Below are 23,869 nucleotides of genomic sequence, written 5' to 3'. Positions count from 1 at the left end.
CCTGTGATATTGACGACCGTCCTAAACATATCCAAAATCCTATCCGGCGCGATGATCAGGGCAATTCCTGCTCCCGGTACGCCAATCGCCTCCAACACAATAATCAACATAATCAAACCTGCCCCCGGGACTCCTGCCGAGCCTATTGCAGCCAAAGTTGCAGTCAAGACTATGGTCAATTGCTGGGAAATAGTCAGATCCATACCCAAAGCCTGAGCAATAAAGACTGCTGCAACAGCTTGGTACAAACTCGTTCCATTCATATTGACCGTTGCTCCCAAAGGAAGAACAAAACTTGAAACCTCCTCAGATACTCCGATTTCTTCTTCCACAATCTTCATTGTCACCGGTAATGTAGCAGAGCTTGAAGAAGTCGAGAAACCCAACAACATCGCAGGTCTGAATGCTTTAAGGAAAGTAATGAAAGGGATTTTGGTAAAGGATTTCAATAGTAAGTAGTATACTCCAAAAATCACCAAAAACAAACCTCCCAAGACGACAAGGGTATATTTGAGAAGGGCAAGGAGCAATTCCACTGCAGAATCCGGGTCTTCCCCGGCAATCTCGACAATCAAAGAAGCCATCAAAGCAAAGACCCCATAAGGTGCGATCAGCATGATGTATTCCACGATTTTGATGATCACATCATTGAAGGCATCAAAGAAACTGGTGAAGTTCTTGGCTTTTTCTTTTGGAATCTGAAGCAAAGCAATCCCGACAATAATGGCGAAAAAGACAACCTGAAGCATGCTGCTGTTGTCTGCGGCGGCTTTGATCACATTTTCTGGAACGATTTCAATCAAAGGCTGTAATGGTCCCTGACTTGCGACTTCGGCTGCCTGATCGGCTTTGGAACCTGCCGTATCATCATACAATGACATGAGACTATCCCGTGTTGCCTGTGGTAAGCTTTCTCCTGGTTTGAAGACATTTACCAATAAAAGTCCGATGGAAATTGCGATGATGGTGGTAACCAAATAAGCCAAAAGTGTCTTTCCTCCTATTCGGGAGAGTTTGGATATATCCCCAAGGTTCGCAACACCGATGACCAAGGAGGCAAATACCAAAGGAACCGCGATCATTTTTAAAGAATTGATAAATACAGTTCCGATCGGTTTGACAAAATTGATAATGAAATAGGGGTCAACACCGAATTTTATCATGACCAATCCTACTACCAATCCCAAAACCAATCCGATTATGATCTGGGTATGCAAGGGTATCTTTTTCAACATTTTGAGTTGGGTTAAATTATAATTTGTTTGTCCTACTGAGCAACAGGTAATCGGCCAAAACCAAAGCAGCCATCGCTTCTACAATAGGAACAGCTCTGGGGACTACACAAGGGTCATGTCTGCCTTTACCGGAAACGGTAACTGAATCTCCGGATTCATTGACAGATTCTTGATCCTGCATGATAGTTGCGACGGGTTTAAATGCCACATTGAAATATATATCTTCTCCATTGGAAATGCCTCCCTGAATACCTCCTGAATGGTTGGTCCGGGTGCGAACCCGGTCTCCGTCCTGATAGTACGCGTCATTATGTTGCGAGCCCCGCATCTTCACTCCTTCAAATCCACTTCCATATTCAAAGCCCTTCACAGCATTGATGCTCAGCATGGCTTTGCCCAATTCGGCATGAAGCCTGTCAAAAACAGGTTCGCCCAATCCGGGAGGAACACCTTTGGCCACACAGCTTACTACTCCGCCCACGGTATCCCTGCTTTTTCTGACCTCATCGATGAATTCAATCATCCTTTCGGCCATTGTAGGATCCGGACAGCGGACGATATTTTCTTCTGTTTGGTTCAGGTCAAGTTCTTGGTAACTCTTCTCCAACTTCAAGTCACCGACCTGACTGACATAGGCTTGTATGCTGACCCCATAGTGTTTCAACAGCATTTTGGCAATCGCACCCCCGGCAACCCGAGCGGCAGTCTCCCTTGCGCTGCTTCTGCCTCCACCGCGATAATCACGGATTCCGTACTTTTCAAAATAAGTATAATCCGCATGGGAAGGTCTGAATTTATCAGCGATATGGCTATAGTCTTTACTCTTTTGGTCGGTATTCATGATGACCAAACCTATCGGCGTACCTGTGGACTTTCCCTCAAACACCCCTGAAAGGATCTGAAATTCATCTTCCTCTTTCCTTTGGGTGGTGATTTTGGATTGGCCGGGCTTCCTCCGCTGCATTTCATTCCTAATAAATTCCACATCTATCGGTAGCCCTGAGGGACAGCCTTCTATCACGACACCCAAGCCCAAACCATGGGATTCACCAAATGTGCTTATTCTAAATATCCTTCCAAATGAATTACCCATTTCCTCTTCTAGTAATCAGGACGGCAAGCAAAATCACTGAACCGACCAACAATAAATTGATAAAAACTGAAAAATAGTATTTATATCTCTGGTTTGAAAGCTCATTGTCTTCCACATCGATCAAATCATAAATCCCGCCCAATCTTTGGTTGGAAATTGCCTGATTGACCTTAGACTCGCCACTTACATTCAAAATGGCCTTGGGTCTGAGGGTATCATATTTCTCCAAAGCAGGATTGAAATAAATCCATTCAAAATAATCCGCTAGATTGATTTTCCCCGGCTCGTTGATGGTCAGGTAATAGCTGAATTCTTTGACGCCTGTAATTTTACCGTTGCCCCTATTGACCTGCTGACGGACATTTGGATCGAAAGTATTAAGACGATGGATCTGTTTTGTTTTGGGGGGGGAAATGGAATTGATATTACCCTGACCGCTGATGCCAAAATTATAAGTTATACCTTCTCCCGTCTGAGCATCAAATTCTGAGATATTTTCTTTCAATTGGAATATTCCAACACTTACTTCATTCCGCAGCGGATGCGGTGGCAAAGGTTTAACCTGGATTTTTTTGGAGGAAGAGGTGAAGGTTTTGAAATCTTCCAGCCTGTTGCTGCCAAAGAATGTCGGGTTTTTGGCTACTTTATATTTGATCATTTCCCAAGAAATGGACGGGATCATTATTTCTCCTTCTGAAAAAGGAAAGAAAGTCGCCTCATATACTTTGTACTTGATCCAGTTTTTGTTGTTGAAAGTAACCCTCTCTGGCTGGATATTGGTGATGTTGAAGTTTTCTTCCCAGGCGTTTGCAGGTTTCATCTTTTTGAGGATGGCATCCAGTTGCTTTCCCGGTTCATAAAACTGGAATGCGGCATTATTGGTTTCTGATATATAAAACGCGAGACTCACATTGAATCCTTCTCCCACAAATATTTCCTCCTTGTCTACCGAAGAAGCAAAAAACGCATCATCCTCGATTTCAATAAATTCGGGTTCCTCTCTGGTTCCACCAAAAAGATCGCTAAAAGGATCTGATTGGTTTGGCTGTCTCTGTGCCGCCCTGGCATCCACCACATTAACGGATTTTCCCGGGGAGGCATAGTCGTTGCCGTTGATTTTGATGCTGAACTTCCCGATAGTAACGACTCCCTTTTTGGTAGGTTTATAGTATTGGATAATGCTGCTGGTACTGCTGACTTGCCCGTTGATGACGTTCATGGAAGAAGATTGGGAAAGCCCCTGCTTCTGAAATCCGGCAATTTGCGGAAACTCATCGTATGACTTAATCTTTTCATTGGCAATGGTCACTTTGATGCTGAAAGTCTCGTTGAGTGCTATTTCATCAGGCCCCAATTCGATGGCCACTTCCTGAGCAAAAGCGCTCCAAGAAATAAATAGAAATAAACATACAAGAAAACCTCTGACTGTCGTTTTACTCATGTTGGTATGACTAGTAATAGCTTGCAAATTAACTTTATATTTTAAACGCAACAAACCAAATTACATGTCGTATTAACAAACAAGCTGTTTAATTTTTACCTATAAATTCTTTGAAATATGCTAGAATACGTGAAAATCATCTTGATGAAAGTCAGTTTTGACGGAAGATTGTTTGAGAAAGAGTTGCGCAAGGCACTGAACCTGCTGATGCCGACAGAGATACAGGAATTTAAGGATTGGTGTTACAGGAAGTTTTCAGGAAAATATGAACCTGTCCTCGACAAATATTTCATTAGCCTTGCCGGTTAAAACCAAAAGCCCCAAATTCGGGGCTTTTGGTTTATAATAACTCTGGATGCCTTTCGAAAGGCTTCTCCCTATCAAACAAATACCTGTAAGTTACCAAAGTCCGAAAGTGTTTTCCCCCAAGATTTTTTGAGATATTCAGCATTTTTGGATTGAAGTCTCCCTGCCAATAGAGCTCCAGCTTTTTGTAGGAAGTAGTGGATTTGATGACTTTTTCGGCCTCTACGATCATGTAATAATCGAGTCCTGTGCCTTGGAACTCCGGTACCACACCGAAAACCAAACCCACAAAATTCTCATTTCTCCCAAAGGTTTTGATGAGAAAAAATTTCAGTTTCGCAAGCCAGTCAAACTTTCCGTCAAGGTGCTTGATGATCTGATTGATATCAGGGAGGTTGACCCACATCACCACAGGTTCTTCTTTGTGGTAGACAAACCAGACCAGCTTTTCATCCAAGACCGGCTTGATCGTTTTGAACAACTTCAAAGCCTGCTCGGGTGTAATGTCTTTGTTTCCCTGATGCTTGGCCCAAGCCTTATTGTATACTATGCTCAGGTCTTTGGCATACATTTCAAGCTTGTCTTTTTTGAGGTACTCCGCCCTGAAGTCCGGATTTCCATAAAACTTCTGATGGGCTTCGTAAAACTTCGGATCCAACTGATGCGCTTCTTGGGCCACAGAAAGACTCCAGCATATTTGATTGTAAAAATTCTGGAAACCGTACGTTTCAAATAACTTTTGGTAATAAGGCGGATTGTAATTCATATTGTAGATCGGCGGATGAAAGCCATCCACCAACAAGCCCCACCATTTGTCCCGATCGCCGAGATTGATGGGGCCATCCATCGCCTGCATTCCTTTTGACTCTAGCCAGTTTTTGGCAGTATCAAAGAGAAAGTCTGCGGCTTTTTGGTCATCTATGCAATCAAAAAATCCGAATCCACCAACAGGGACATCATCCCCTTTGTTGGTGTATCTTTTATTGACAAAAGCAGCAATCCTTCCCATAAGCTTCCCCTTATCGTCTTTCAGCACCCATCGTATGGCTTCGGATTTTGCCAAAAGCTTGTTCTTCTTTGGATCAAAAACTGACATCACATCGACATCTAACGGTCTGATCCAATTGGGAAAGGGTTTGTTGAGTAGAACATGAACTTCCAGAAAATCTCTTTCAAGTTTTCCGGAGTTGACTTCAAAAATCTTCATTTCAACTGTTTATTTAAACAAAGTTACGTGGATCAATAAATCTAAGGTCATTTATCAAAGACAATATTTCTTAAAAATCCATTATGCTTGGTACGTTTTACCGCAGATTTTGCAAAAACCTTGCTGAAGGTTTCTTCTGTGATTTCTTCCCAATCCCGATTGGTCATTTCCTCCAATTCGGATTTAGGATCAAAAAGCGGTTCCTGATGAGGCTTTGAAAACCTGTTCCAAGGACAGACATCCTGACAGATATCGCAACCGAAAACCCAGTTTTCCATTTTGCCTTTGAAGGCCGCCGGGATGTTTTCTTTGAGCTCGATCGTTAGGTAGGAAATGCATTTGGATCCATCTATGACGCCTGATTGGACAATGGCATCAGTCGGACAGGCATCGATACATTTGGTGCAGGTACCGCAATAATCCTTCAACATCGGGGGGTCAGGAGCGACCTCAAGATCAATAACCAACTCGGCCAAAAAAAAGAAACTGCCCATTTCCTTATTGAGTAGAAGGCTGTTTTTTCCCAACCAACCCAAACCTGATTTCTGGGCCCACTGACGCTCCATCACAGGCGCTGAATCCACAAAGGCTCTTCCTCCAATCTCTCCGATTTCTATTTGAAGATTTTCAAGAAGTACTTTTAGCTTGTCTTTGATGACATGGTGGTAATCCTGCCCATAAGCATATTTCGCGATTTTGTAATCTTCTTTTTCTTGGAACAATTCCTTTTTTGGAAAGTAATTATAAACCAAGCTGACCACAGTCTTTGCTCCCTCGACGAGCTTGGTGGGGTCAAGTCTTTTTTCAAAATGGTTGGCCATATACGCCATCTGACCATGATAGTTTTGGTTGAGCCAAGCTTCGAGTTTGGGGGCTTCTTCTTCTAAAAATCCCGCCTTGGCGATGCCACAAAAATCAAAGCCCAGGATTTTGGCCTGGGTCTTTATAATTTGGCTGTATTTTTCTTGAAGATTGCTCACAATATGAAATCAGAAAGAAAAAGGATAAGCTTTATTCAAATAAACTACCGCTGCTTGCCCCAAAGTTCGGTTTAAGGTTCAGGTGCTTGTAAGCGAGTTCCGTGGCCATTCTTCCTCTTGCGGTTCGTTTGAGATAGCCTTCCTGTATCAAAAAGGGTTCATACACTTCCTCAATCGTCTCTGCTTCTTCACTGCAAGCGGTAGCGATGGTGGAAAGTCCCACCGGTCCGCCTTTGAATTTCTCAATTATCGTCAACAGAATCCTGTTGTCCATTTCATCCAAGCCGTTCTCATCGACATCCAAGGCCTTCAAAGCGATCTTTGCGATTTCCAAAGTGATGGTTCCGTTTCCTTTGATCTCAGCAAAGTCTCTCGTCCTTCGCAAAAGCATATTGGCAATCCTAGGTGTCCCACGGCTTCTTCTGGCAATCTCATAAGCCGCTACTTCCTCTATAGGAGTCTGAAGAATACTTGCTGACCGCTCCACGATATCTGTCAATAACTTTGCATCGTAATATTCCAAACGGGAATTGATCCCAAACCGCGCACGAAGCGGGGAAGTCAATAACCCCGATCTTGTAGTAGCACCGATGAGGGTAAAGGGATTGAGAGAAATTTGGACCGACCTGGCATTTGGGCCTGAGTCCAACATGATGTCTATCCTGAAATCCTCCATGGCTGAATACAGGTATTCCTCCACAATGGGATTCAGCCTGTGGATCTCATCTATAAAAAGCACATCCCCTTCATCGAGATTGGTCAGCAAACCTGCCAAATCGGAAGGCTTGTCCAAGACAGGACCAGAGGTGATTTTGATACCTGACTCCAGTTCGTTGGCGATGATGTAGCTGAGCGTTGTCTTTCCCAATCCCGGAGGGCCATGCAAAAGCACGTGGTCCAAAGGCTCATTTCTTCGCTTTGCAGCGAGGACAAAGACTTTCAGGTTTTCCACAATTTTGAACTGACCTGTAAAGTCATCAAAACTCAGGGGCCTCAAAGCCTTCTCAATTTCTTTGTCAGAAGAATTCAGTTTTTCTTTGTCCCCACTCAGGTAATCTTCTCTCATAGCTCTATTTTCAGCAATTACAAATATAGAAAAATAGCCCAAGGCAAAAAGGTAAAAATGCCATCTCCCGTTAATTGCAATATTATTGCAAACAATCAGAGATTTAGAACTTAATTTGGAAAATTACCCTTAACTTTCGAAAAATTGCTCTTTTATATGCGAACCAACGCCAATAAAAACATAATCTATTCCATCATCCTGCTGCTTTTGGTGGCTATAGTATACCTTTATCGCCAAAATCAACAAAAGCCCGCAGAAGAAATAGTAGAAAAAGTGATAGGAAAAGTCACCCTAAGTGGCAACACGATGGGTACGACCTATAACATCACTTATCTTGATCCAAGTGAAAGGGATTTTAAGACAAGTATAGATTCCTTGCTGGAAGTTTTCAACCAATCACTTTCCACCTATATTCCGGATTCTGAACTCAGCAGATTCAACCAAAGCGATACACTGTATTTCAAACTGCCTTATTTCTTGCCTGTTCTCCAAAGCAGCAAAACTGTATATGAAATCACAGGGGGTGCTTTTGACCCGACCGTAGGACCTTTGGTCAACCTTTGGGGATTTGGGCCTTCCGGACCTCAGCTGAAGGACAGTGTGAACATCTCATCTATGTTGGGATTGGTGGGTTTTGATAAAATCTATTTTGATTCCGCAAGTGTAAGAAAGTCAAAGCCTGGAATGTACCTTGACTTCAGTGCGATTGCCAAAGGATATGGAGTAGATGTGGTTGCAGAATTTTTAAAGGGAAAAGGGATAGAAAACCTCCTTGTTGAAATCGGCGGAGAATTGGTTGCAAGAGGCGTCAATGAAAAAGGCGAATTGTGGAAAGTGGGAATCAACAGGCCTGAAGAACTTGGGAGGGCCGATGATTTATACAGTATAGTGGCGCTGAACAATCGCGGCATGGCCACCTCAGGTAATTACAGAAATTATTACGAAGCAGGAGGCATCAAAATTTCCCATACTATCAACCCCGCTACGGGCAAGCCGGTCAATCACGGCCTGTTGAGTGCCACGGTTTTGGCTGATGATTGCATGACCGCAGATGCCTATGCTACAGCGATGATGGTAATGGGGACAGATAAAGCAATCGAACTCCAAAAAAACCAAAGTCTGTTTGAAATATTCCTCATATACAGCGACTCTACAGGCCAATTAAAATCCTATGCAAGCGAAGGGATCAAACCTTTCTTGTCCTTTCCCCAAGATTAATCCAAAAAACCTAAAATCTAAATCTGATTCCTCATTGACCTAGCTTTTTTGATCAGTTCAAAAAAAGATTGGATTAGGAAACAGACATATTTCAAACCGAAACCAAATGACATTTAATTTCCTTATTTTATTCTTTACAGCCTTGCTGGCAGGTGGATTGGCCTATTTCATCCCAAAATGGGAGGAGCGATATTTTAAGTTGGTTCTTGTTTTCGCAGGTTCATATTTGTTTGCCATAACGGTACTTCACATCCTACCGGAGCTTTTTGTAGAATCTTCCGATCCTACTAGGATGGGATTCTATATCTTATTGGGTTTTCTGCTGCAACAGATTCTGGCGCTTTTATCCACCGGCGTAGAACATGGCCATATCCACCATCCTGACCATCAGCACCATGGGATGCAAGTCGGAGTATGGACCATCATGGTAGGTTTGTTTTTGCATGCATTTTTGGAAGGGACTTTATTGACAGAAGACGGGTCGCTGGCAGGACATCTCCACGACCACGGTGACCATGCGGGGCACAGTCACCATAGTCATGGTAGCAACAACCTCCTTTTTGGAATCCTGTTGCACAAAGGACCTGAAGCTTTTGCTCTGGTGGCAGTATTGATGGCAAGCTTGAAAAAAAGATGGGTTTTTGTCTTGTTGGTGATCTTTGCTTTTGCTTCTCCCATGGGAATGGTTTTGAGCAATTACATGTATGAAAGCAATATTCTGGGCAGGGAAGGCTTAAATGTCTTTTATGGCATGGTGGCGGGAGGATTTCTCCATATCTCTACTACTATATTTTTTGAAAGTAGTCCTGACCACAGGTTTTATCTGAACAAAGTACTGATCAGTATTCTAGCTTTTGGGTTGGCTGTTTTGCTGGAAATGCTTATCTGACAAATTTTGGCAGTTTGGTATCATCATTAAATTTTTTGCCAGAAATAGATTCATTTGCTGTTTGGGTGCTTTTTCAGCCCTAAATGTTATATTTTAGCCTGATTGATTGGAGGGGAGATAGATTAAGGAAATTCATTTTCCATTTCTCGAATACCCCAAAAATTCAGTACTAAAAAAACATTGATGAAATCTAATTTTAGGCTCTTGTCTTCCATTTTTCTAACCTTACTCTTTTTTAGGGTTCAGGCGCAGGATTCATTGAGGATAGAATCCTTTTCTGCTTTAGATGAAGCCAACGAAATAGACGACAGCTACAATCCCATTATTTTTAAGCTGAATGATTCGGGGTCAAGGTACATCAGGTTTATGATCTGGAATCAGCTTTGGATAAGGCAAACTGAAAACAATCCCGGAACCCTCGGTGTCGATGGTTTGCCTAGGAAAAATACGACAGACATAGGCCTAAGGCGCGCCAGGTTTTTGACATATGCTCAAGTTTCACCCCGTGTCCTTTTTTTGGCACACTTGGGGATCAATAACCAAACCTTTGTCAATGGTGGTGTCCCGGCTGGAGGGAATTCAGGAAATGCAGGCAACTTACCTGTGACCACCAATCCGAGTACGGGTTCCAATACCTTAGATGCCAATTCTTCAAAAAAGCCCCAACTGTTTTTTCATGATATCTGGACTGAATTTGAGATTTCTAATTCTCTGTTTATAGGCGCAGGTTTGCATTATTGGAACGGAATTTCAAGACTCAGTAGTCAGGGAACGCTAAACCTTTTGGCATTGGATGCCCCTATATTCAATTGGCCATTGATCGAATTGACAGACCAATTTGCAAGGCAATACGGAATCTACGCCAAGGGTCAGGTAGGAAAGTGGGATTATAGGGTCGCCCTTAATAAACCCTTCAGCGTAGGCGAAGGAGGAACTTTTGATGAATCCACCAACCGTCCCATGGCTGCCAATGTCGCCAATGACAACTGGGCTACGCAAGGCTATATTGCTTACCAGTTTTTTGAAAAGGAAAATAACAAGCTGCCGTTTTTTGTAGGGACTTATCTTGGTACCAAAAAAGTGTTTAACCTCGGGGGAGGTTGGCATCACCATCCCGGTGCTACTACATCGGTGGATAGCAACGGCTCGGTCAATACCCACAACATCTCGCTATGGAGTATCGATGGCTTTTTGGAACTTCCTCTCAGTGTAGAAAAAGAAACTGCCCTCACTGCTTATGCTGTCTATTACACTTATGATTTTGGCCCCAATTATCTCAGAAATATCGGTATCATGAATGTGGGGTTAGGGCCTGGTACAAGCCAAAATGGTCCAGGAAATGCACAGCCCACCATAGGGACAGGGAATATTTTTTATTTTCAGACAGGATACCTACTTCCAAAAGATATTTTGGGGAATAAGGGAAAATTACAGCCATATGGTACTTTGAGTCACAAAAGATTTGAGTTCTTTGAGGAAGGCAGCTGGCAATATGACCTGGGCATGAATTATTATATCGATGGACAGCTAGCCAAGCTGACATTTCAATACAGCAACAGGCCGATTTTCGAAAACTACTTAAACATCGGTTCAGCAGGGGAATTTATTCTACAAACCCACATTTTCTTATAAACCTATCATCTGAAAAAATACTATGCCCGACAACAAACAAAAAATGAAAGCTTACTGGAAAAAGAACCTCATGACCCTTCTTTTTCTGCTCCTGATCTGGTTTACTGTTTCCTTCGGATTTGGGATACTCCTTGTAGATCAATTGAATGCCATCAAAATCGGCGGCTTCAAACTTGGTTTCTGGTTTGCGCAACAGGGATCTATCTACGTCTTTGTGATCTTGATATTCGTGTATGTCTACCGCATGAATAAGCTCGACAAAGAATTTGATGTCAATGAAGAATAGTCAATCCAAAAAATCCCAACACTCATGGAAATATTAACCTGGACATATATACTTGTCGGACTTTCATTTGCATTGTATATCGGCATCGCCATCTGGACCCGAGCGGGATCCACAAAAGAATTTTATATCGCTGGTGGGGGGGTCTCTCCCCTAGCCAATGGCATGGCAACAGCTGCCGACTGGATGTCGGCCGCATCATTTATTTCGATGGCCGGCATCATCTCTTTTGCAGGATATGACGGTTCGGTTTATTTGATGGGCTGGACAGGAGGATACGTTTTGCTCGCTTTGCTTTTAGCGCCTTACCTGAGGAAATTCGGAAAATTCACCGTTCCTGATTTTGTGGGTGACAGGTATTATTCCAACAAAGCCCGTGTAGTGGCAGTCATTTGTGCGCTGTTTATTTCTTTTACCTATGTAGCAGGCCAAATGCGTGGTGTCGGAATTGTGTTTTCAAGATACCTTGAAGTGGACATCAATACAGGCGTCATTATCGGGATGTGCATCGTTTTTTTCTATGCCGTTTTGGGAGGAATGAAAGGAATCACTTACACGCAAGTAGCACAATATTGCGTTTTGATTTTCGCTTACATGGTTCCGGCCATATTCGTTTCTATGCAATTGACAGGCAATCCTATTCCGCAACTCGGTCTGGGAAGTACTTTGGCAGATGGCACGCACCTTTTGGACAAATTGGATGGGGTATTGACGGAATTGGGATTTGCAGCTTATACTTCCGGAAGGAAAGGTATGGTGGATATGTTGGCTATCACCCTCGCCCTAATGGTGGGAACTGCAGGACTTCCACATGTGATTGTCCGTTTTTTTACTGTCCCAAGGGTAAAAGATGCAAGGTTATCTGCAGGATATGCCTTGGTCTTTATAGCAATTTTATACACCACCGCTCCGGCGATTGCCGCATTCGGCATTTACAATGCCATTGATACAGTTGCTGAAAAACCCATAAACGACCTTCCTGAATGGGTTGGCAACTGGCAAAAAACAAACCTCATTGTGGTGGAGGACAAAAACGGCGACGGGATCGTGCAGTATGTAGCGGACAAGGAAGCCAATGAACTGACCATCGACAAGGATATCATGGTACTTGCCAATCCGGAGATTGCGCAGCTTCCAAACTGGGTAGTCGGTCTTGTAGCTGCCGGCGCTATGGCTGCGGCGCTATCCACAGCCGCAGGTCTTTTGCTCGTAATTTCCACTTCTGTATCGAGGGACTTGTTCAGAACATTTAGACCAGAAATGTCAGAAAAAAATGAGCTGAGGATTGCCCGAATCTCAGCTGGAGGCGCGGTGGTATTGGCAGGATATTTTGGGGTAAATCCTCCCGGTTTTGTGGCGGAAGTTGTTGCCTTCGCCTTTGGTTTGGCTGCAGCATCGTTTTTTCCTGTAATCATCATGGGAATCTTTTCTTCCAGGATAAATAAGGAAGGGGCTATAGCGGGTATGGTTTCGGGCCTCGTCTTCACATTGGCTTATATCATTTTCTTCAAATTCATCAGTCCGGAATTGAATAATGCCGACCATTGGTGGTTTGGGATTTCACCTGAAGGAATTGGTTCAATTGGAATGCTGCTTAATTTTGTGGTGTGTTTTATTGTTTCAAAATTCACTCCTGCACCTCCACAAAATGTACAGGACATGATCCAGGAAATCAGAATCCCTAGGGGCGCAGGCGGCGCTGTAGACCATTGATTCATCATACAAAACAGAAATAAACCGATAGACCGAATTTGCAAAAAATTACTGCTATAAAACTTCAATTGAATTAACTTAGGCCTAGCATTGGGAAAGTCTTTTCCGGCTTTGATCGGCAATATTTGGTATGAAAGTCCAGAATTTGAATAATCAGCAATAACCTAAAAACATAAAACCATGAGTGATAGAATCCATACCCTGAGTGGGTACTTCTATGAATATCAAAAGTCAGTCACCGAACCTGAAAGTTTCTGGGCTAGGATCGCCGACTCTTTCCATTGGAAAAAAAGATGGGACAAAGTCTTGAAATGGAACTTTGAAGAACCTAACGTGCAGTGGTTTGTCAACGGTAAACTGAATATCACAGAGAATATTTTTGAAAAAAACCTTTTTGCCTATGGTGACCGGACTGCTATCATCTGGGAACCAAGTGAACCTGGTGAAGAGGTCCGGAAACTTTCCTATAAAGAACTTTACCATCAGGTATGTCAATTTTCAAATGCACTGAAATCCAAAGGGATCCAAAAAGGTGACCGGGTGATTATCTATATGCCAATGATTCCTGAGGCCGCGATTGCGATGCTTGCCTGTGCAAGGATAGGAGCGATCCACTCCGTAGTTTTTGCGGGATTCAGTGCCAATGCACTTACAGACCGGATTATTGACAGTGGAGCAAAAGCAATTTTGACCTCTGACGGAAACTTTAGGGGCAATAAAAAAATAGGCATCAAAGCCATCGTCGATGAAGCTTTGGAAAAAGCCTCAGTCGAAACCGTGATCGTATGCAAGCGTACCGGACAGGACGTAACTATGAAAGAGGGACGGGATTATTGGTGGAATGAGGTCATCGAAGGTGAAAAGGATAGTAATGTAGCAGAGGAAATGGACAGTGAGGATCCTCTCTTTATCCTTTACACCTCCGGTTCGACAGGTAAGCCAAAAGGAGTGGTCCACAGTACTGCAGGGTATATGGTATATACCAAATATTCTTTTGAAAACGTGTTTCAATATTCTCCGGGAGATGTGTATTGGTGTACTGCTGATATCGGTTGGATTACAGGACATTCTTATATCGTCTACGGCCCTTTGTTGGCCGGTGCGACCACGCTGATGTTTGAAGGTGTACCGACTTATCCTGATCCGGGAAGATTTTGGGCAGTCATAGAAAAACATAAAGTCAACCAATTCTATACAGCCCCGACCGCTATCAGGGCATTACAGGCTTATGGCACAGACCCCATTGCTCCTTATAATCTTGATTCGCTAAAAGTATTGGGTTCTGTTGGTGAACCCATCAATGAGGAAGCCTGGAGGTGGTATTACAATCACATTGGCCAATCAAGATGTCCGATCGTGGATACTTGGTGGCAGACTGAGACAGGGGGAATTTTGGTTTCTCCTATCGCAGGCATTACCCCGACCAAACCCGCATTTGCTACTTTGCCACTTCCGGGAATCCAATTGGCCATCGTCGATCCGGAAGGGAATGAACTGACCGGGAATTCAGTGGAAGGAAACCTTTGTATCAAATTCCCTTGGCCATCGATGATCCGAACTACTTGGGGAGATCATGAGCGTTGCAAGCAGACTTATTTCTCTACTTATAAAGGAATGTACTTTACCGGTGACGGTGTCAAAAGAGACCACGACGGCTACTACCGTATCCTTGGCCGCGTCGATGATGTGATCAATGTATCAGGTCACAGGATGGGAACAGCTGAAGTCGAAAACGCCATCAACGAACATCCTTTGGTCATCGAATCTGCAGTAGTCGGATATCCACACGATGTCAAAGGACAGGGCATCTATGCTTATGTGATCTGCGACATGTCGCATAGGACTGAAGAAAACCTGATCAATGAAATCAAGGAAACTGTCAGCAAAATCATAGGCCCAATAGCCAAGCCTGACAAAATCCAGATAGTGCCAGGATTGCCAAAAACCCGTTCCGGTAAAATCATGCGTAGGATTTTACGAAAAGTGGCAGAAGGAAGCACCGACAATATGGGAGATACCTCCACCCTTCTCGATCCGGATGTAGTCACAAAGATTATTGAAGGGAGAAAATAAAAGAAGACTTAAGATATGAGACTTTAGACATGAGATTTGATTCTGGGGAGAATAGATTTTCTCCTACAAACAAGGATTCGCAAATTTCAACAGGTTTAGTCTCACATCTTGGGTCTCATGTCTTTTGTCTAAATAAATGACCAACGTCATCGTCAACCGCGTCAAGGAATTCCTGAAAAGGTTTCCTCCTTTCACTTTTCTCAATGAAACTTCATTGGGATTGGTGGCAAAAGGCGTGGAAGTGAAATACTTTGCTCAAGGGGAATATTTATTCCATCAAGGAGATCCTGCGCAAGATTTCTTTTTTGTGCTGAAAGAAGGTTCAGTCCAACTCACAGAAAACAAGGAAGGGAAAGATCGTGTAGTCGAAGTCTGCGATGAAGGAGATGTATTTGGAGTATTGGCTTTGCTTGGCAAAAGACCCTATATCCTAAATGCCCAAGCCACTGAAGACAGTCTAATCTATGCTGTGCCTGTGGCTATTTTTGAAAAAATACTGAATGAAAACAGCAGAGTAAGTCTCTACTTTGCAGCAGGATTTGCATCAGGGCAGGTTGTCATCCGAACTGACCTATCGCAATCCCAAAAAGCTAGGAAAGATTTCACAGAATTGTCAAAAGACAATGGATTGATGATTTTCAGCGGTCAATCGGATTTAAATTTTTCCATAGATGTCCTGACTTGCCCAAAAGGAACTCCGATCTCAAAGGCTGTCGAAAGGATGGCTGACAAAAGTGTAGGCTCCATCGTGGTAGTCGACGAAAATCAATTTCCCCTAGGAATCATCACAGACAAAGATCTCCGAAACAGGCTGGTGGCCAAGAAAAAAAGTTATGATACGCCTGTCGAAGACCTGATGACTTCGCCTGTCATGACCAAGTCCAAGGAAGCGGGATTTTCAGACCTATACCTGACCATGATCAAAAACAGGTTGCATCACCTGATCTTCACCGAGGATGGCAGCCTGGAAAGTAAGGTTACAGGCATTCTTTCTGACCATGACATTTTACTTTCCCAAGGAAATAGTCCCGCGGTTTTGATCAATGCCCTGATGAATACCTGGGAGGTGGCGGAAATAGCCAAAACCCGAAACAGGGCTGAACGGCTTTTAAAATACTATTTAGAAAATGAGGTGGCCATTGATTTTGTGGCAAATATCATTTCTGAAATCAACGACATCATCATCCAACGTGCGGTACAGCTTGCAGTCAAAAAGCACAGCCCAAATTATCCTGAAGCTTCCAAAGTGAAGTTCTGTTTTTTGTCCATGGGAAGCGAAGGAAGAGAAGAGCAGTTGCTTCGAACCGACCTTGACAATGCCATTGTATTTGAAGATGTGCCAGAAGAAAATTTTGAAGATACGCATGCCTATATGCTGTTGATTGCCCAAGAAGTGATTGAAACATTGTTTGTTTGTGGCTTTCAGGCTTGCCCCGCAGACATGATGGCCAACAATCCCAAATGGTGCCAACCTCTATCGGTTTGGAAATCTTATTTCTCGGATTGGATCCTGACTCCCAACCAACAGGCATTGTTGAATGCCACTATATTCTTTGACTTTAGGCCGGTATTAGGGCATAAAAAATTGGCTGAGGAACTGACCGAACATATTTATCAAGAAATTGCCGGAAGGACAATTTTTTTAAATTTCCTGGCTAAAAATGCCTTGCTCAATCCCCCGCCTTTGGGGTTCTTCCGAAATTTTTTGGTTGAAAAATCCGGGGAGCAAAAAGATAAATTTGACATCAAGCTCCGTGCAATGATGCCTTTGGCCGATATGGCAAGGCTATTGGTACTCAGTCATCGTGTTGTCGGCATCAATAATACTTTCAAGCGGTTTGAAAAACTGGCAGAGCTTGAACCCAATTACACTGAGCTCCTTGTCGAGGCTGGCAAAGCTTATGAAATCCTCATGCGGATGAGGGCAATTGAGGGATTGAAATCCGGCAATTCAGGTAGGTACATCAACCCTGAAGACTTGGGAAAACTGCAAAGGCAAATGCTGAAGAATACTTTTGCCCCCATAGATGAACTGCAGAAAATAATGCGGATCCGGTTTCAATTGGACTATTTCACAAACTGATATGGGTTGGCTGGATTTTTTGTTTGGAAAAAAAATACCCAAATCTTCATTTGTGGAAGCCTATGAGTCTGGTTTTGAGAGAAAAATACCTTCCATCAGACCTGTGACTCAATTGACTTTTGCTGTGATGGATACTGAGACCACAGGCTTCAACCCCAAAACTGACCATGTCATTTCTTTTGGCGCCATCAAACTCAAAGGATACAACATACAGGTGTCCTCTTGCATGGAGAGGTACTTGGATGTACCCGTGCATAACAGGGAATCAGTCAAAGTCCATGAAATTATTTATCCTGTATACACTTCCCCAACCAAAGATTTTGCTTTGGATTTATTGGAGTATGTGAAGAATGACATCATTGTCGGTCACCATATCGGTTTTGATTTGATGATGTTGGAAAAAGTCTTAAGCCCTTTCGGTTTCAACCGATTTTTGAATCCCGTCATTGACACCAAATACCTCGCCATGAGGCTGGAAAAAGGGCCACACTTTGATCAAAAAAATGCCAACAAAGAGGAATATTCCCTTGATGCTTTATGTACGCGGTTCGGGATTGCATTGGACGACAGACACACGGCAGCAGGTGATGCTTTCCTGACTGCACAGCTGTTGATGAAGCTTCTCAAAATAGCCGAAACAAAGGGGATAAAGGATTTTGGGGGATTGATGAGGTAGGGAAAATTCAAATAATAGAATTTATAAAATCAGAGGGTAATAATACTGGTAATGAAACTCTGCTAGATTTGTAATCTTTTATATTTCTCGTTACAAAATAATCTGCTCCATGATGTAGTGCGGTAAAATATTGAACCGCATCTTCCTTATCATTAAATCCTGAATTTAGACTTTCTAAAATGACTTGTTTACCGCAACTTATCACTTCACAACTCGAAATAAATTCTGTCAATTTGTAAAGCCCATCTTCAATTTTTTTTATCTCTAAAGTCAGGTAAATAAGATTTGCGATACAACTTTCAGAAATTAAAAGAACAATTTGATCTTTGGCTTTGAGCTCAATCAATTTAATTGAATCAAAAAAATGTGGTTCCCTTTTGGATATGATATCAAAAGCAACGTCTGTATCCAAAAAAACTTCAGGCAAACTTCCTTTTAACATGTTCTTGGATTAAAGTTTTGTCATCAAAATCGGAAGTGGTTTGGCTTGTCTCAAGTTTTTGCAAAAGTCTTTCTGCGGCTTTTTGTGATTCAGTCTTAATATTATTTTCTCCCTCCTCTTCAAACATTTTCTCAAACATCTCAGACACAGAAATTCCTTTGGATTTAGCTTTCCTTTTAGCCAACTCTATTATGCTACTCTTGACTGTCAATGTTAACTTCGTTTTCATTTTTACACGTGTTTATACAAATATACGTATTCGGCTTAAATTTTAAACTGTAACCTGAATTCTATCTAAGGTATTCACTCACTTTCTCTTTAATTGCTCGTTGGACTGCTTCCCAAGTTTGGCCTTTGAGACTGACGGGATTTTCACTTTCCTCTGCATCTCCGAAATATGTGATTGCCTGTGGAACAGTGATCAGGAGATTTTGGGTACTGTATTTTTCTTTATGAAACATTACAAAATCAGCTACAGTGTAATGTTTGAGCAGTTCGGCAATATCCCAAAAATCTTTCTTTTTGCCCCTTCCCAATATTGCCTGAACTTTCATGGCAATGATGTCTTCAGTCGAAAAAAAACGGACACCATCAATGGTAATTATAGGTCGTATGATCGGATGGGGATGTCGGATAATATCTACTTTTATATCTTGGATATAGCAAAAGATACCAAAATGGGGAGGTTTTTCCTCCAAAATAAAATCACCTCCAAACTCTCTTGTCAAAGCTTCACTGACAATTATATTTTCAAACTTTTCATGGGAAAATAAATCCAAATCAACAGATATCCTATGGCCATATAGCAATGATAGGGCAGTGCCTCCCACCAAAGAAAATCCCTTTAGCTCAGGAATTTTCATCAATGAATTTAGTATGGAAAAAGTCCGGGGTTCGACTGTCTCAAGACGTAGCATCTGAAAGCTGTGATGGGTTTATCAATAACGGCTGCTGCCAGGTACATCCTGGTTTCAGGTAGGAATTTTGCATTCAACAGTACAACTGTAATCTTCTCATCACCATAATACCTCCTGCAATTCCTGATGTCATCGACGTCTCCTCGCTCAAAAACCCGTTCGATGATGAAGTTGGCTTTGGCATCATAGTCCAACTTATCGAAGTCCACATCCCAAAAAATGCGTCTATGAAATATTGGTTTTGGTTTTTCTGTCATATTTAAAGGTATAACAACAGTTAGTTTTTACTAAATTTAACAAGATAAATTTCAATTTAAATGCCCAAAATTTACGAATATTTAGGAATCATTTTTTTCTTTTATTCCAATGACCATAATCCCATCCATGTGCATGGGCAAAAAGGTGAATTTGAATCAAAAGCAAATTTTATTATTGAAAATGGCGAAATTGTAGAAATTGAAATTGTAAATATCAAAGGAAAAAAGCCACTAAAAGACAAGGATTTACTAAATTTCAAAATATTCGTATCAACATACCACTTCCAGATTGCTGATAAATGGAAAGCGTATTTTAAAGAAAACAAAAAAGTAAAATTTGAGGTAATCAACAGAATCAAATGAAAGTATCTGATATCCATATCGAATATGCTGTCAAAACCATAAGAGTGGTAGAAGCCAACTATTTGAATGAATACATCATCACTGTAAATTTCAGTGACGGAACATCGCAAAGTATAGATTTTGAAGATTTTCTCAAGCATTCCCGGCATCCGGAAATCCGAAAATACCTTGATAAAAAATCTTTCCGTTCTTTTTCCATTGTCAATGGCAATTTAAATTGGAATGACTTTGACATGATTTTTCCAATATCCGATTTATATGAAGGGAAAATCACTTGATTTCCTTCAACTTCACTTCCATCTGCCCTATTACCTTCAAGTATATCCTCACATCTTCATCCGTATTGTAAATTCCCTCCAAATCCAAAGTTGGATTTTTGACTTGAAATGTAGCGAAGTCCGTCTCAAAGAATCCCTGTTGCTCCATTTCCCTCCTTGCTGCTCTAAGAAAATCCCCCACAGGATAAGCGCCCATTTTCTTGATTTGATTGATGATTTTCCTCTTCTTCAGCCTGATGCCGATATTGGCCATGCCATTGTCTGACTTGACATCAAACTCCGGTTCATCGAATCGGAGTGATTCAGTTTCGGTATCAAAAACAGGCTTGCCTGCAAAATACATCTTGCCTTTGATTTCTCTTTTCCCTTTGCGGATTCCGGTAAAATCCATCGACAACAATGTCTTGTCTCCATATTTCTGGGTTTTGAGGTTGGTAGGCATCATGTCCGTCTTGCTATCCAATCTGATGGTTTTGCCTGACATTTCATTGTTAAGGTAGCCATCCAAATCTTCATAACTGAGAATCAATGGAAGAATCAATTCTAATTTGTTCTCTTTATTTTCGTTGAAATCAATATCGGGCAAAGGGGATTTTGGCACAATAGGTTTTGATCCGATTTTGGAAACCACCTCCCCTTCCATTCCAAGGTACAATATCAGTTTTTGGTCTAGGGTAATCTCATCCCTAACTTTCAACTTGTTTGGAACGCTGAAAAAATGAACTTCCAAACCATCCTGCTCGATGGTATAGGGCTCTGAAAATACATCCCAAGTTTCTTGGGCGATGTTTTTGAAATCAAACTGGCTGAGATTCGCCGCCGACAGCTGATTGTCCAATACAGTTTGAAGCTGGCTTTTGACTACTTTATCCAGATCGATCTCAAATCCCAACAAATTGTATTTCATGGAGCGGCCCCAGTTTTCGATTTGGAGGTTTTTGATCCCCAAATCCCAATTGCTGCTTATTTCCGGTATAAAGCTGATTTCAGGACTGATATTTTCATTAAATGGGAAGTTGGTCGACAAGACCTGGCCAAATACTTTCTTTTCAATCTTCAGGTCTCCTCTGAGATTTATGGGGATTTTTACACGAATAGTATTATTTTCCAGACCTGTCAGTGCAATTTTCCCCGTCCTGGTCACATCGATATCCGTAGTAAGCCCGCTTCCTATTGGTAATCCTTTTTCGGCGAAAAGCTTGCTGTTCCAATCTTTGTTGAGGTTGCTTTCAATATAAGAAAGCGGAATTTCAATGGGGACATTGACTTTAGAGATGGCTTGGGGAAGTTCTCGGTGGGAAGTTGCAGGAGGCCGCTCCGGCTTGATGCTCTTACAGGCGGAGAATGCAAAAATTAAAATACAGATTGGTATGAGTTTTTTTGAAAACATGTCAGAATATATAGTAAGGCTTTAAAGATAACAGCCAATCAATTTGCTTATTGCTGCAAGGATCGTCCAAAATTTTTGAAATTGGAGTTTCCCCTGCCGAATTTAGCAAATGCGTAATTGTTGAAGGAACTAATTTCAAATGAAATTACTTTTGGGTTTGAAAGTTTAATAACATTTAAGATATGGATTGGAATATATTGGAAAACTTATCCCAATTGGATGAAATCAAGGAGAAAAGCGGTGAGAAACCGGTGTTGATTTTCAAGCATTCTACCAGATGTTCGGTGAGTAGCATGGCTTGGGACAGACTAAAAAGAAACTGGAAAAAAGAAGATGCTGAAAAAGTTACTCCTTACTTTTTGGATCTGATCCGTCACAGGGAAATTTCAAATCAAATTGAAAAGGAATTTAATATCTACCACGAATCCCCGCAGGTAATTCTGGTCAAAGCCGGTAAAGCGGTATATGACAACAGCCATATGGGCATCAGCTATGGGGATATTATGGGGAGGGTTTAAACTCTAATTCAACCTTTATCAACCTGCAGGAAAGTATTTTTTAAAACCTATTGATATTAGTTGATATTTGATATTCATTGATATTGGCATGAATATTTAGATTTTTTTTGGAATCGGAGAAGTGGGATTTTCTAAATGCGCTAATATCCCCCTGACGATCAGAAACTGGGCGATGATATACGTGCCCATGACAATCACCCCTGACTCGGGGAAGGGTTTGAAAAACATATTGATAGCCAAAACCCCATCGGAAATCATGAAAAACATTCCTCCTAGAAATACCTGCCAGAAACTGGCAGGGTTTGTCTTTTTGTAGCGTTCCCTAGCCGTGGTCGCCATCATGACGATGACAATCAGGTAAATCACTACCGGGATTTTCATTGGTCCAAGTCCGGGATTGATCAGAAAATAAACCATAGCTGCCAGGATATAAATCGGGAGGTTTACAAAAAACAGATGGATAAAGTTGACTTTGCCAAGCGCAAAGGGATTGGTTTGGGCTATTTTAAATCCAACGATGTAACAGATGTGGGCCATAAGGAATGCACCCAATCCATAAAGGAACAAATCCGGAAACATCAGGAGCACATCTCCCAACCAGGAAAAAATCAAAGCAGCACTGATGCTTTTTCTTAAAATTGTTCCTTTGATGTTTTTGCTGGAAAAAATAAAGAATCCCCATAAGGCAAATATTATCAATGGCTTGGTAAATATTCTGGAAGAAAATTCTCCATTTGCGGTAAAAACTATGTCAAGAATACCCGCAAACAGGAATAAATAAAGCCAAAGTATGTTTTTGTTTTTCATAAGAACCAAATTTTTTCATTGCTAAATATACCCAAGTTATATACTTATATTCTGACATTTCATCTATTATACTACTTCTCTCTCTTCTTAATATTATTTTAACATTGACTTAAGTGTCAAAATACAACTCCTTTGAAAATAACATGAACTGCATTAAAATGTAACGAAATACAAAAAGTAGGTTAAAAATAAAACCTCCTCTGGATTTTAATGTTATGAATTTGTTAAGTAAACTTGTGAAAATTTGTTAAAACTTAACAATTTCAAAAAAAAATCCTTGCCCATCTCCCATACATTTGTATCGGAAAAATAACCAGCTCCAAATTTTATAATTTCAATTTTCCACAAAAAACAAAAATTATGAGGCAATCATTACTTAAGAGTTTATTTGCAGTGATCATGCTTGTATTTGCTACAGGTATTGCTTTCTCGCAAGGGGTATCTACCTCCAGTATGTCTGGCCGGGTAGTGGACAACAGCGGGGAAACCCTTCCCGGCGCCAATGTTGTGGCCACACACATGCCTTCAGGTACAAGGTATGGTGCAGTGACCAATATTGAAGGAAGATACACCATCCCAGGTATGAGGGTTGGCGGACCTTACTCAGTTACAGTATCTTTTATCGGTTTTGAAACACAGACTGTAGAAGGCGTATTTTTGAGTTTGGGTATTGCAGCCAACGTCAATGTCACCATGTTGGGTGATGGGGAAGAATTGGCGGAAGTAGTAGTAACCGGTGACAAAAACGCAGTATTCAGTTCAGACAGAACAGGTGCTACCACTGCTATCGGTAACGAAACCATCAACAAATTACCAACTATTTCACGTAGAATCGGTGATTTCACACGATTGACTCCACAGGCAAACGGAAGTTCTTTTGGTGGTCAGGACAGCAGATTGAACAACATCACTGTCGATGGTTCTTACTTCAACAACTCTTTCGGACTTGGTAGCCAGCCAGGTGACAGAACAGGTGTGTCTGCTATCTCGTTGGATGCGATT

At 41.7% G+C, this 23,869-nt stretch carries 25 protein-coding genes; 13 read left to right on the top strand and 12 right to left on the bottom strand.

Annotated features, from left to right (window positions below; genetic code table 11):
* The 3 genes from ACZFYI_RS02330 to ACZFYI_RS02320 form a co-directional block, all read right to left on the bottom strand.
* On the bottom strand, positions 1-1,235 hold a 1,235-nt coding region (locus ACZFYI_RS02330), incomplete at its 3' end, for a dicarboxylate/amino acid:cation symporter (protein ID WP_462522512.1).
* A gap of 16 nt (positions 1,236-1,251) precedes the next feature.
* Entirely contained in the window at positions 1,252-2,328 is a 1,077-nt protein-coding gene (aroC, locus tag ACZFYI_RS02325; protein ID WP_462522511.1) for a chorismate synthase, read from the bottom strand.
* Positions 2,321-3,769: a BatD family protein gene (locus tag ACZFYI_RS02320; RefSeq protein ID WP_462522510.1), complete on the bottom strand. Its 1,449-nt coding sequence runs from the start codon at positions 3,767-3,769 to the stop codon at positions 2,321-2,323. The genes aroC and ACZFYI_RS02320 overlap by 8 nt, the downstream gene beginning before the upstream one ends.
* Before the next feature lie 117 nt (positions 3,770-3,886).
* Here ACZFYI_RS02320 and ACZFYI_RS02315 point away from each other — a divergent pair, with 117 nt between their 5' ends.
* On the top strand, positions 3,887-4,078 hold the full coding sequence (locus ACZFYI_RS02315; RefSeq protein WP_462522509.1) for a hypothetical protein: 192 nt from the start codon (positions 3,887-3,889) through the stop codon (positions 4,076-4,078).
* A gap of 31 nt (positions 4,079-4,109) precedes the next feature.
* Here ACZFYI_RS02315 and ACZFYI_RS02310 read toward each other — a convergent pair whose 3' ends face one another.
* The 3 genes from ACZFYI_RS02310 to ruvB are packed head-to-tail and all read right to left on the bottom strand — an operon-like array spanning position 4,110 to position 7,328.
* Positions 4,110-5,282 (bottom strand): hypothetical protein, encoded by a 1,173-nt coding sequence (locus ACZFYI_RS02310; protein ID WP_462522508.1) that lies wholly within the window; start codon positions 5,280-5,282, stop codon positions 4,110-4,112.
* Between the two features lie 47 nt (positions 5,283-5,329).
* Positions 5,330-6,262, bottom strand: a complete 933-nt coding sequence (gene queG / locus ACZFYI_RS02305) for a tRNA epoxyqueuosine(34) reductase QueG (RefSeq protein WP_462522507.1) — start codon at positions 6,260-6,262, stop codon at positions 5,330-5,332.
* Between the two features lie 31 nt (positions 6,263-6,293).
* Positions 6,294-7,328 carry a Holliday junction branch migration DNA helicase RuvB gene (gene ruvB, locus ACZFYI_RS02300; protein ID WP_462522506.1) on the bottom strand — a complete coding sequence of 345 codons (1,035 nt, stop codon included), beginning with the start codon at positions 7,326-7,328 and terminating at the stop codon, positions 6,294-6,296.
* Positions 7,329-7,484: 156 nt separating this feature from the next.
* Between ruvB and ACZFYI_RS02295 the strand changes: the two genes are divergently transcribed.
* The 8 genes from ACZFYI_RS02295 to ACZFYI_RS02260 all read left to right on the top strand — a co-directional run bounded on the left by ACZFYI_RS02295 (position 7,485) and on the right by ACZFYI_RS02260 (position 17,895).
* The gene (locus tag ACZFYI_RS02295; RefSeq protein WP_462522505.1) at positions 7,485-8,546 is read left to right on the top strand and encodes an FAD:protein FMN transferase; all 1,062 of its coding nucleotides are present in this window, start codon (positions 7,485-7,487) and stop codon (positions 8,544-8,546) included.
* Between the two features lie 106 nt (positions 8,547-8,652).
* A complete protein-coding gene (locus tag ACZFYI_RS02290; RefSeq protein WP_462522504.1) occupies positions 8,653-9,435 on the top strand; it encodes a ZIP family metal transporter in 783 nt (260 codons plus the stop codon).
* A gap of 183 nt (positions 9,436-9,618) precedes the next feature.
* Positions 9,619-11,067, top strand: coding sequence for a porin (locus ACZFYI_RS02285; protein WP_462522503.1), 1,449 nt, complete (start codon positions 9,619-9,621; stop codon positions 11,065-11,067).
* A gap of 22 nt (positions 11,068-11,089) precedes the next feature.
* Entirely contained in the window at positions 11,090-11,353 is a 264-nt protein-coding gene (locus ACZFYI_RS02280) for a DUF4212 domain-containing protein (RefSeq protein WP_462522502.1), read from the top strand.
* 24 nt (positions 11,354-11,377) lie between these two features.
* A complete protein-coding gene (locus ACZFYI_RS02275; RefSeq protein WP_462522501.1) occupies positions 11,378-13,063 on the top strand; it encodes a sodium:solute symporter family protein in 1,686 nt (561 codons plus the stop codon).
* 180 nt (positions 13,064-13,243) lie between these two features.
* On the top strand, positions 13,244-15,136 hold the full coding sequence (gene acs / locus ACZFYI_RS02270; protein WP_462522500.1) for an acetate--CoA ligase: 1,893 nt from the start codon (positions 13,244-13,246) through the stop codon (positions 15,134-15,136).
* 136 nt (positions 15,137-15,272) lie between these two features.
* The gene (locus ACZFYI_RS02265) at positions 15,273-17,219 is read left to right on the top strand and encodes a DUF294 nucleotidyltransferase-like domain-containing protein (RefSeq protein WP_462522499.1); all 1,947 of its coding nucleotides are present in this window, start codon (positions 15,273-15,275) and stop codon (positions 17,217-17,219) included.
* 1 nt (position 17,220) lies between these two features.
* Positions 17,221-17,895 carry a 3'-5' exonuclease gene (locus tag ACZFYI_RS02260; RefSeq protein ID WP_462522498.1) on the top strand — a complete coding sequence of 225 codons (675 nt, stop codon included), beginning with the start codon at positions 17,221-17,223 and terminating at the stop codon, positions 17,893-17,895.
* Positions 17,896-17,902: 7 nt separating this feature from the next.
* Here ACZFYI_RS02260 and ACZFYI_RS02255 read toward each other — a convergent pair whose 3' ends face one another.
* The 4 genes from ACZFYI_RS02255 to ACZFYI_RS02240 all read right to left on the bottom strand — a co-directional run bounded on the left by ACZFYI_RS02255 (position 17,903) and on the right by ACZFYI_RS02240 (position 19,511).
* Positions 17,903-18,337, bottom strand: a complete 435-nt coding sequence (locus ACZFYI_RS02255) for a type II toxin-antitoxin system VapC family toxin (RefSeq protein WP_462522497.1) — start codon at positions 18,335-18,337, stop codon at positions 17,903-17,905.
* Positions 18,315-18,566: a DUF6364 family protein gene (locus ACZFYI_RS02250; RefSeq protein ID WP_462522496.1), complete on the bottom strand. Its 252-nt coding sequence runs from the start codon at positions 18,564-18,566 to the stop codon at positions 18,315-18,317. Before ACZFYI_RS02250 ends, ACZFYI_RS02255 begins: the two co-directional genes overlap by 23 nt.
* A gap of 61 nt (positions 18,567-18,627) precedes the next feature.
* A complete protein-coding gene (locus tag ACZFYI_RS02245; RefSeq protein WP_462522495.1) occupies positions 18,628-19,200 on the bottom strand; it encodes a nucleotidyl transferase AbiEii/AbiGii toxin family protein in 573 nt (190 codons plus the stop codon).
* 8 nt (positions 19,201-19,208) lie between these two features.
* On the bottom strand, positions 19,209-19,511 hold the full coding sequence (locus ACZFYI_RS02240) for a DUF6922 domain-containing protein (RefSeq protein WP_462522494.1): 303 nt from the start codon (positions 19,509-19,511) through the stop codon (positions 19,209-19,211).
* Between the two features lie 60 nt (positions 19,512-19,571).
* Here ACZFYI_RS02240 and ACZFYI_RS02235 point away from each other — a divergent pair, with 60 nt between their 5' ends.
* Together ACZFYI_RS02235 and ACZFYI_RS02230 are read left to right on the top strand one after the other, a co-directional pair.
* Positions 19,572-19,874: a DUF4160 domain-containing protein gene (locus tag ACZFYI_RS02235; RefSeq protein ID WP_462522493.1), complete on the top strand. Its 303-nt coding sequence runs from the start codon at positions 19,572-19,574 to the stop codon at positions 19,872-19,874.
* The gene (locus ACZFYI_RS02230; protein WP_462522492.1) at positions 19,871-20,152 is read left to right on the top strand and encodes a DUF2442 domain-containing protein; all 282 of its coding nucleotides are present in this window, start codon (positions 19,871-19,873) and stop codon (positions 20,150-20,152) included. The genes ACZFYI_RS02235 and ACZFYI_RS02230 overlap by 4 nt, the downstream gene beginning before the upstream one ends.
* On the opposite strand, the gene ACZFYI_RS02225 is transcribed toward ACZFYI_RS02230, so the two are convergent.
* Positions 20,145-21,542 (bottom strand): DUF4403 family protein, encoded by a 1,398-nt coding sequence (locus ACZFYI_RS02225; protein WP_462522491.1) that lies wholly within the window; start codon positions 21,540-21,542, stop codon positions 20,145-20,147. The genes ACZFYI_RS02230 and ACZFYI_RS02225 overlap by 8 nt on opposite strands.
* Before the next feature lie 182 nt (positions 21,543-21,724).
* Between ACZFYI_RS02225 and ytxJ the strand changes: the two genes are divergently transcribed.
* Complete coding sequence (gene ytxJ, locus ACZFYI_RS02220) at positions 21,725-22,060, top strand: bacillithiol system redox-active protein YtxJ (RefSeq protein WP_462522490.1); 336 nt, start codon at positions 21,725-21,727, stop codon at positions 22,058-22,060.
* A 96-nt stretch (positions 22,061-22,156) separates the two neighbouring features.
* On the opposite strand, the gene ACZFYI_RS02215 is transcribed toward ytxJ, so the two are convergent.
* Entirely contained in the window at positions 22,157-22,867 is a 711-nt protein-coding gene (locus ACZFYI_RS02215) for a lysoplasmalogenase (RefSeq protein WP_462522489.1), read from the bottom strand.
* A gap of 360 nt (positions 22,868-23,227) precedes the next feature.
* Here ACZFYI_RS02215 and ACZFYI_RS02210 point away from each other — a divergent pair.
* Positions 23,228-23,869, top strand: a 642-nt coding sequence (locus tag ACZFYI_RS02210) for a carboxypeptidase-like regulatory domain-containing protein (RefSeq protein ID WP_462522488.1), incomplete at its 3' end; no start/stop codon positions are given.

The organism is Aquiflexum sp. (assembly GCF_977115555.1).
Note: the sequence above shows the minus strand (reverse complement) of the source record. Positions and strands in the feature narration are given on the sequence as shown.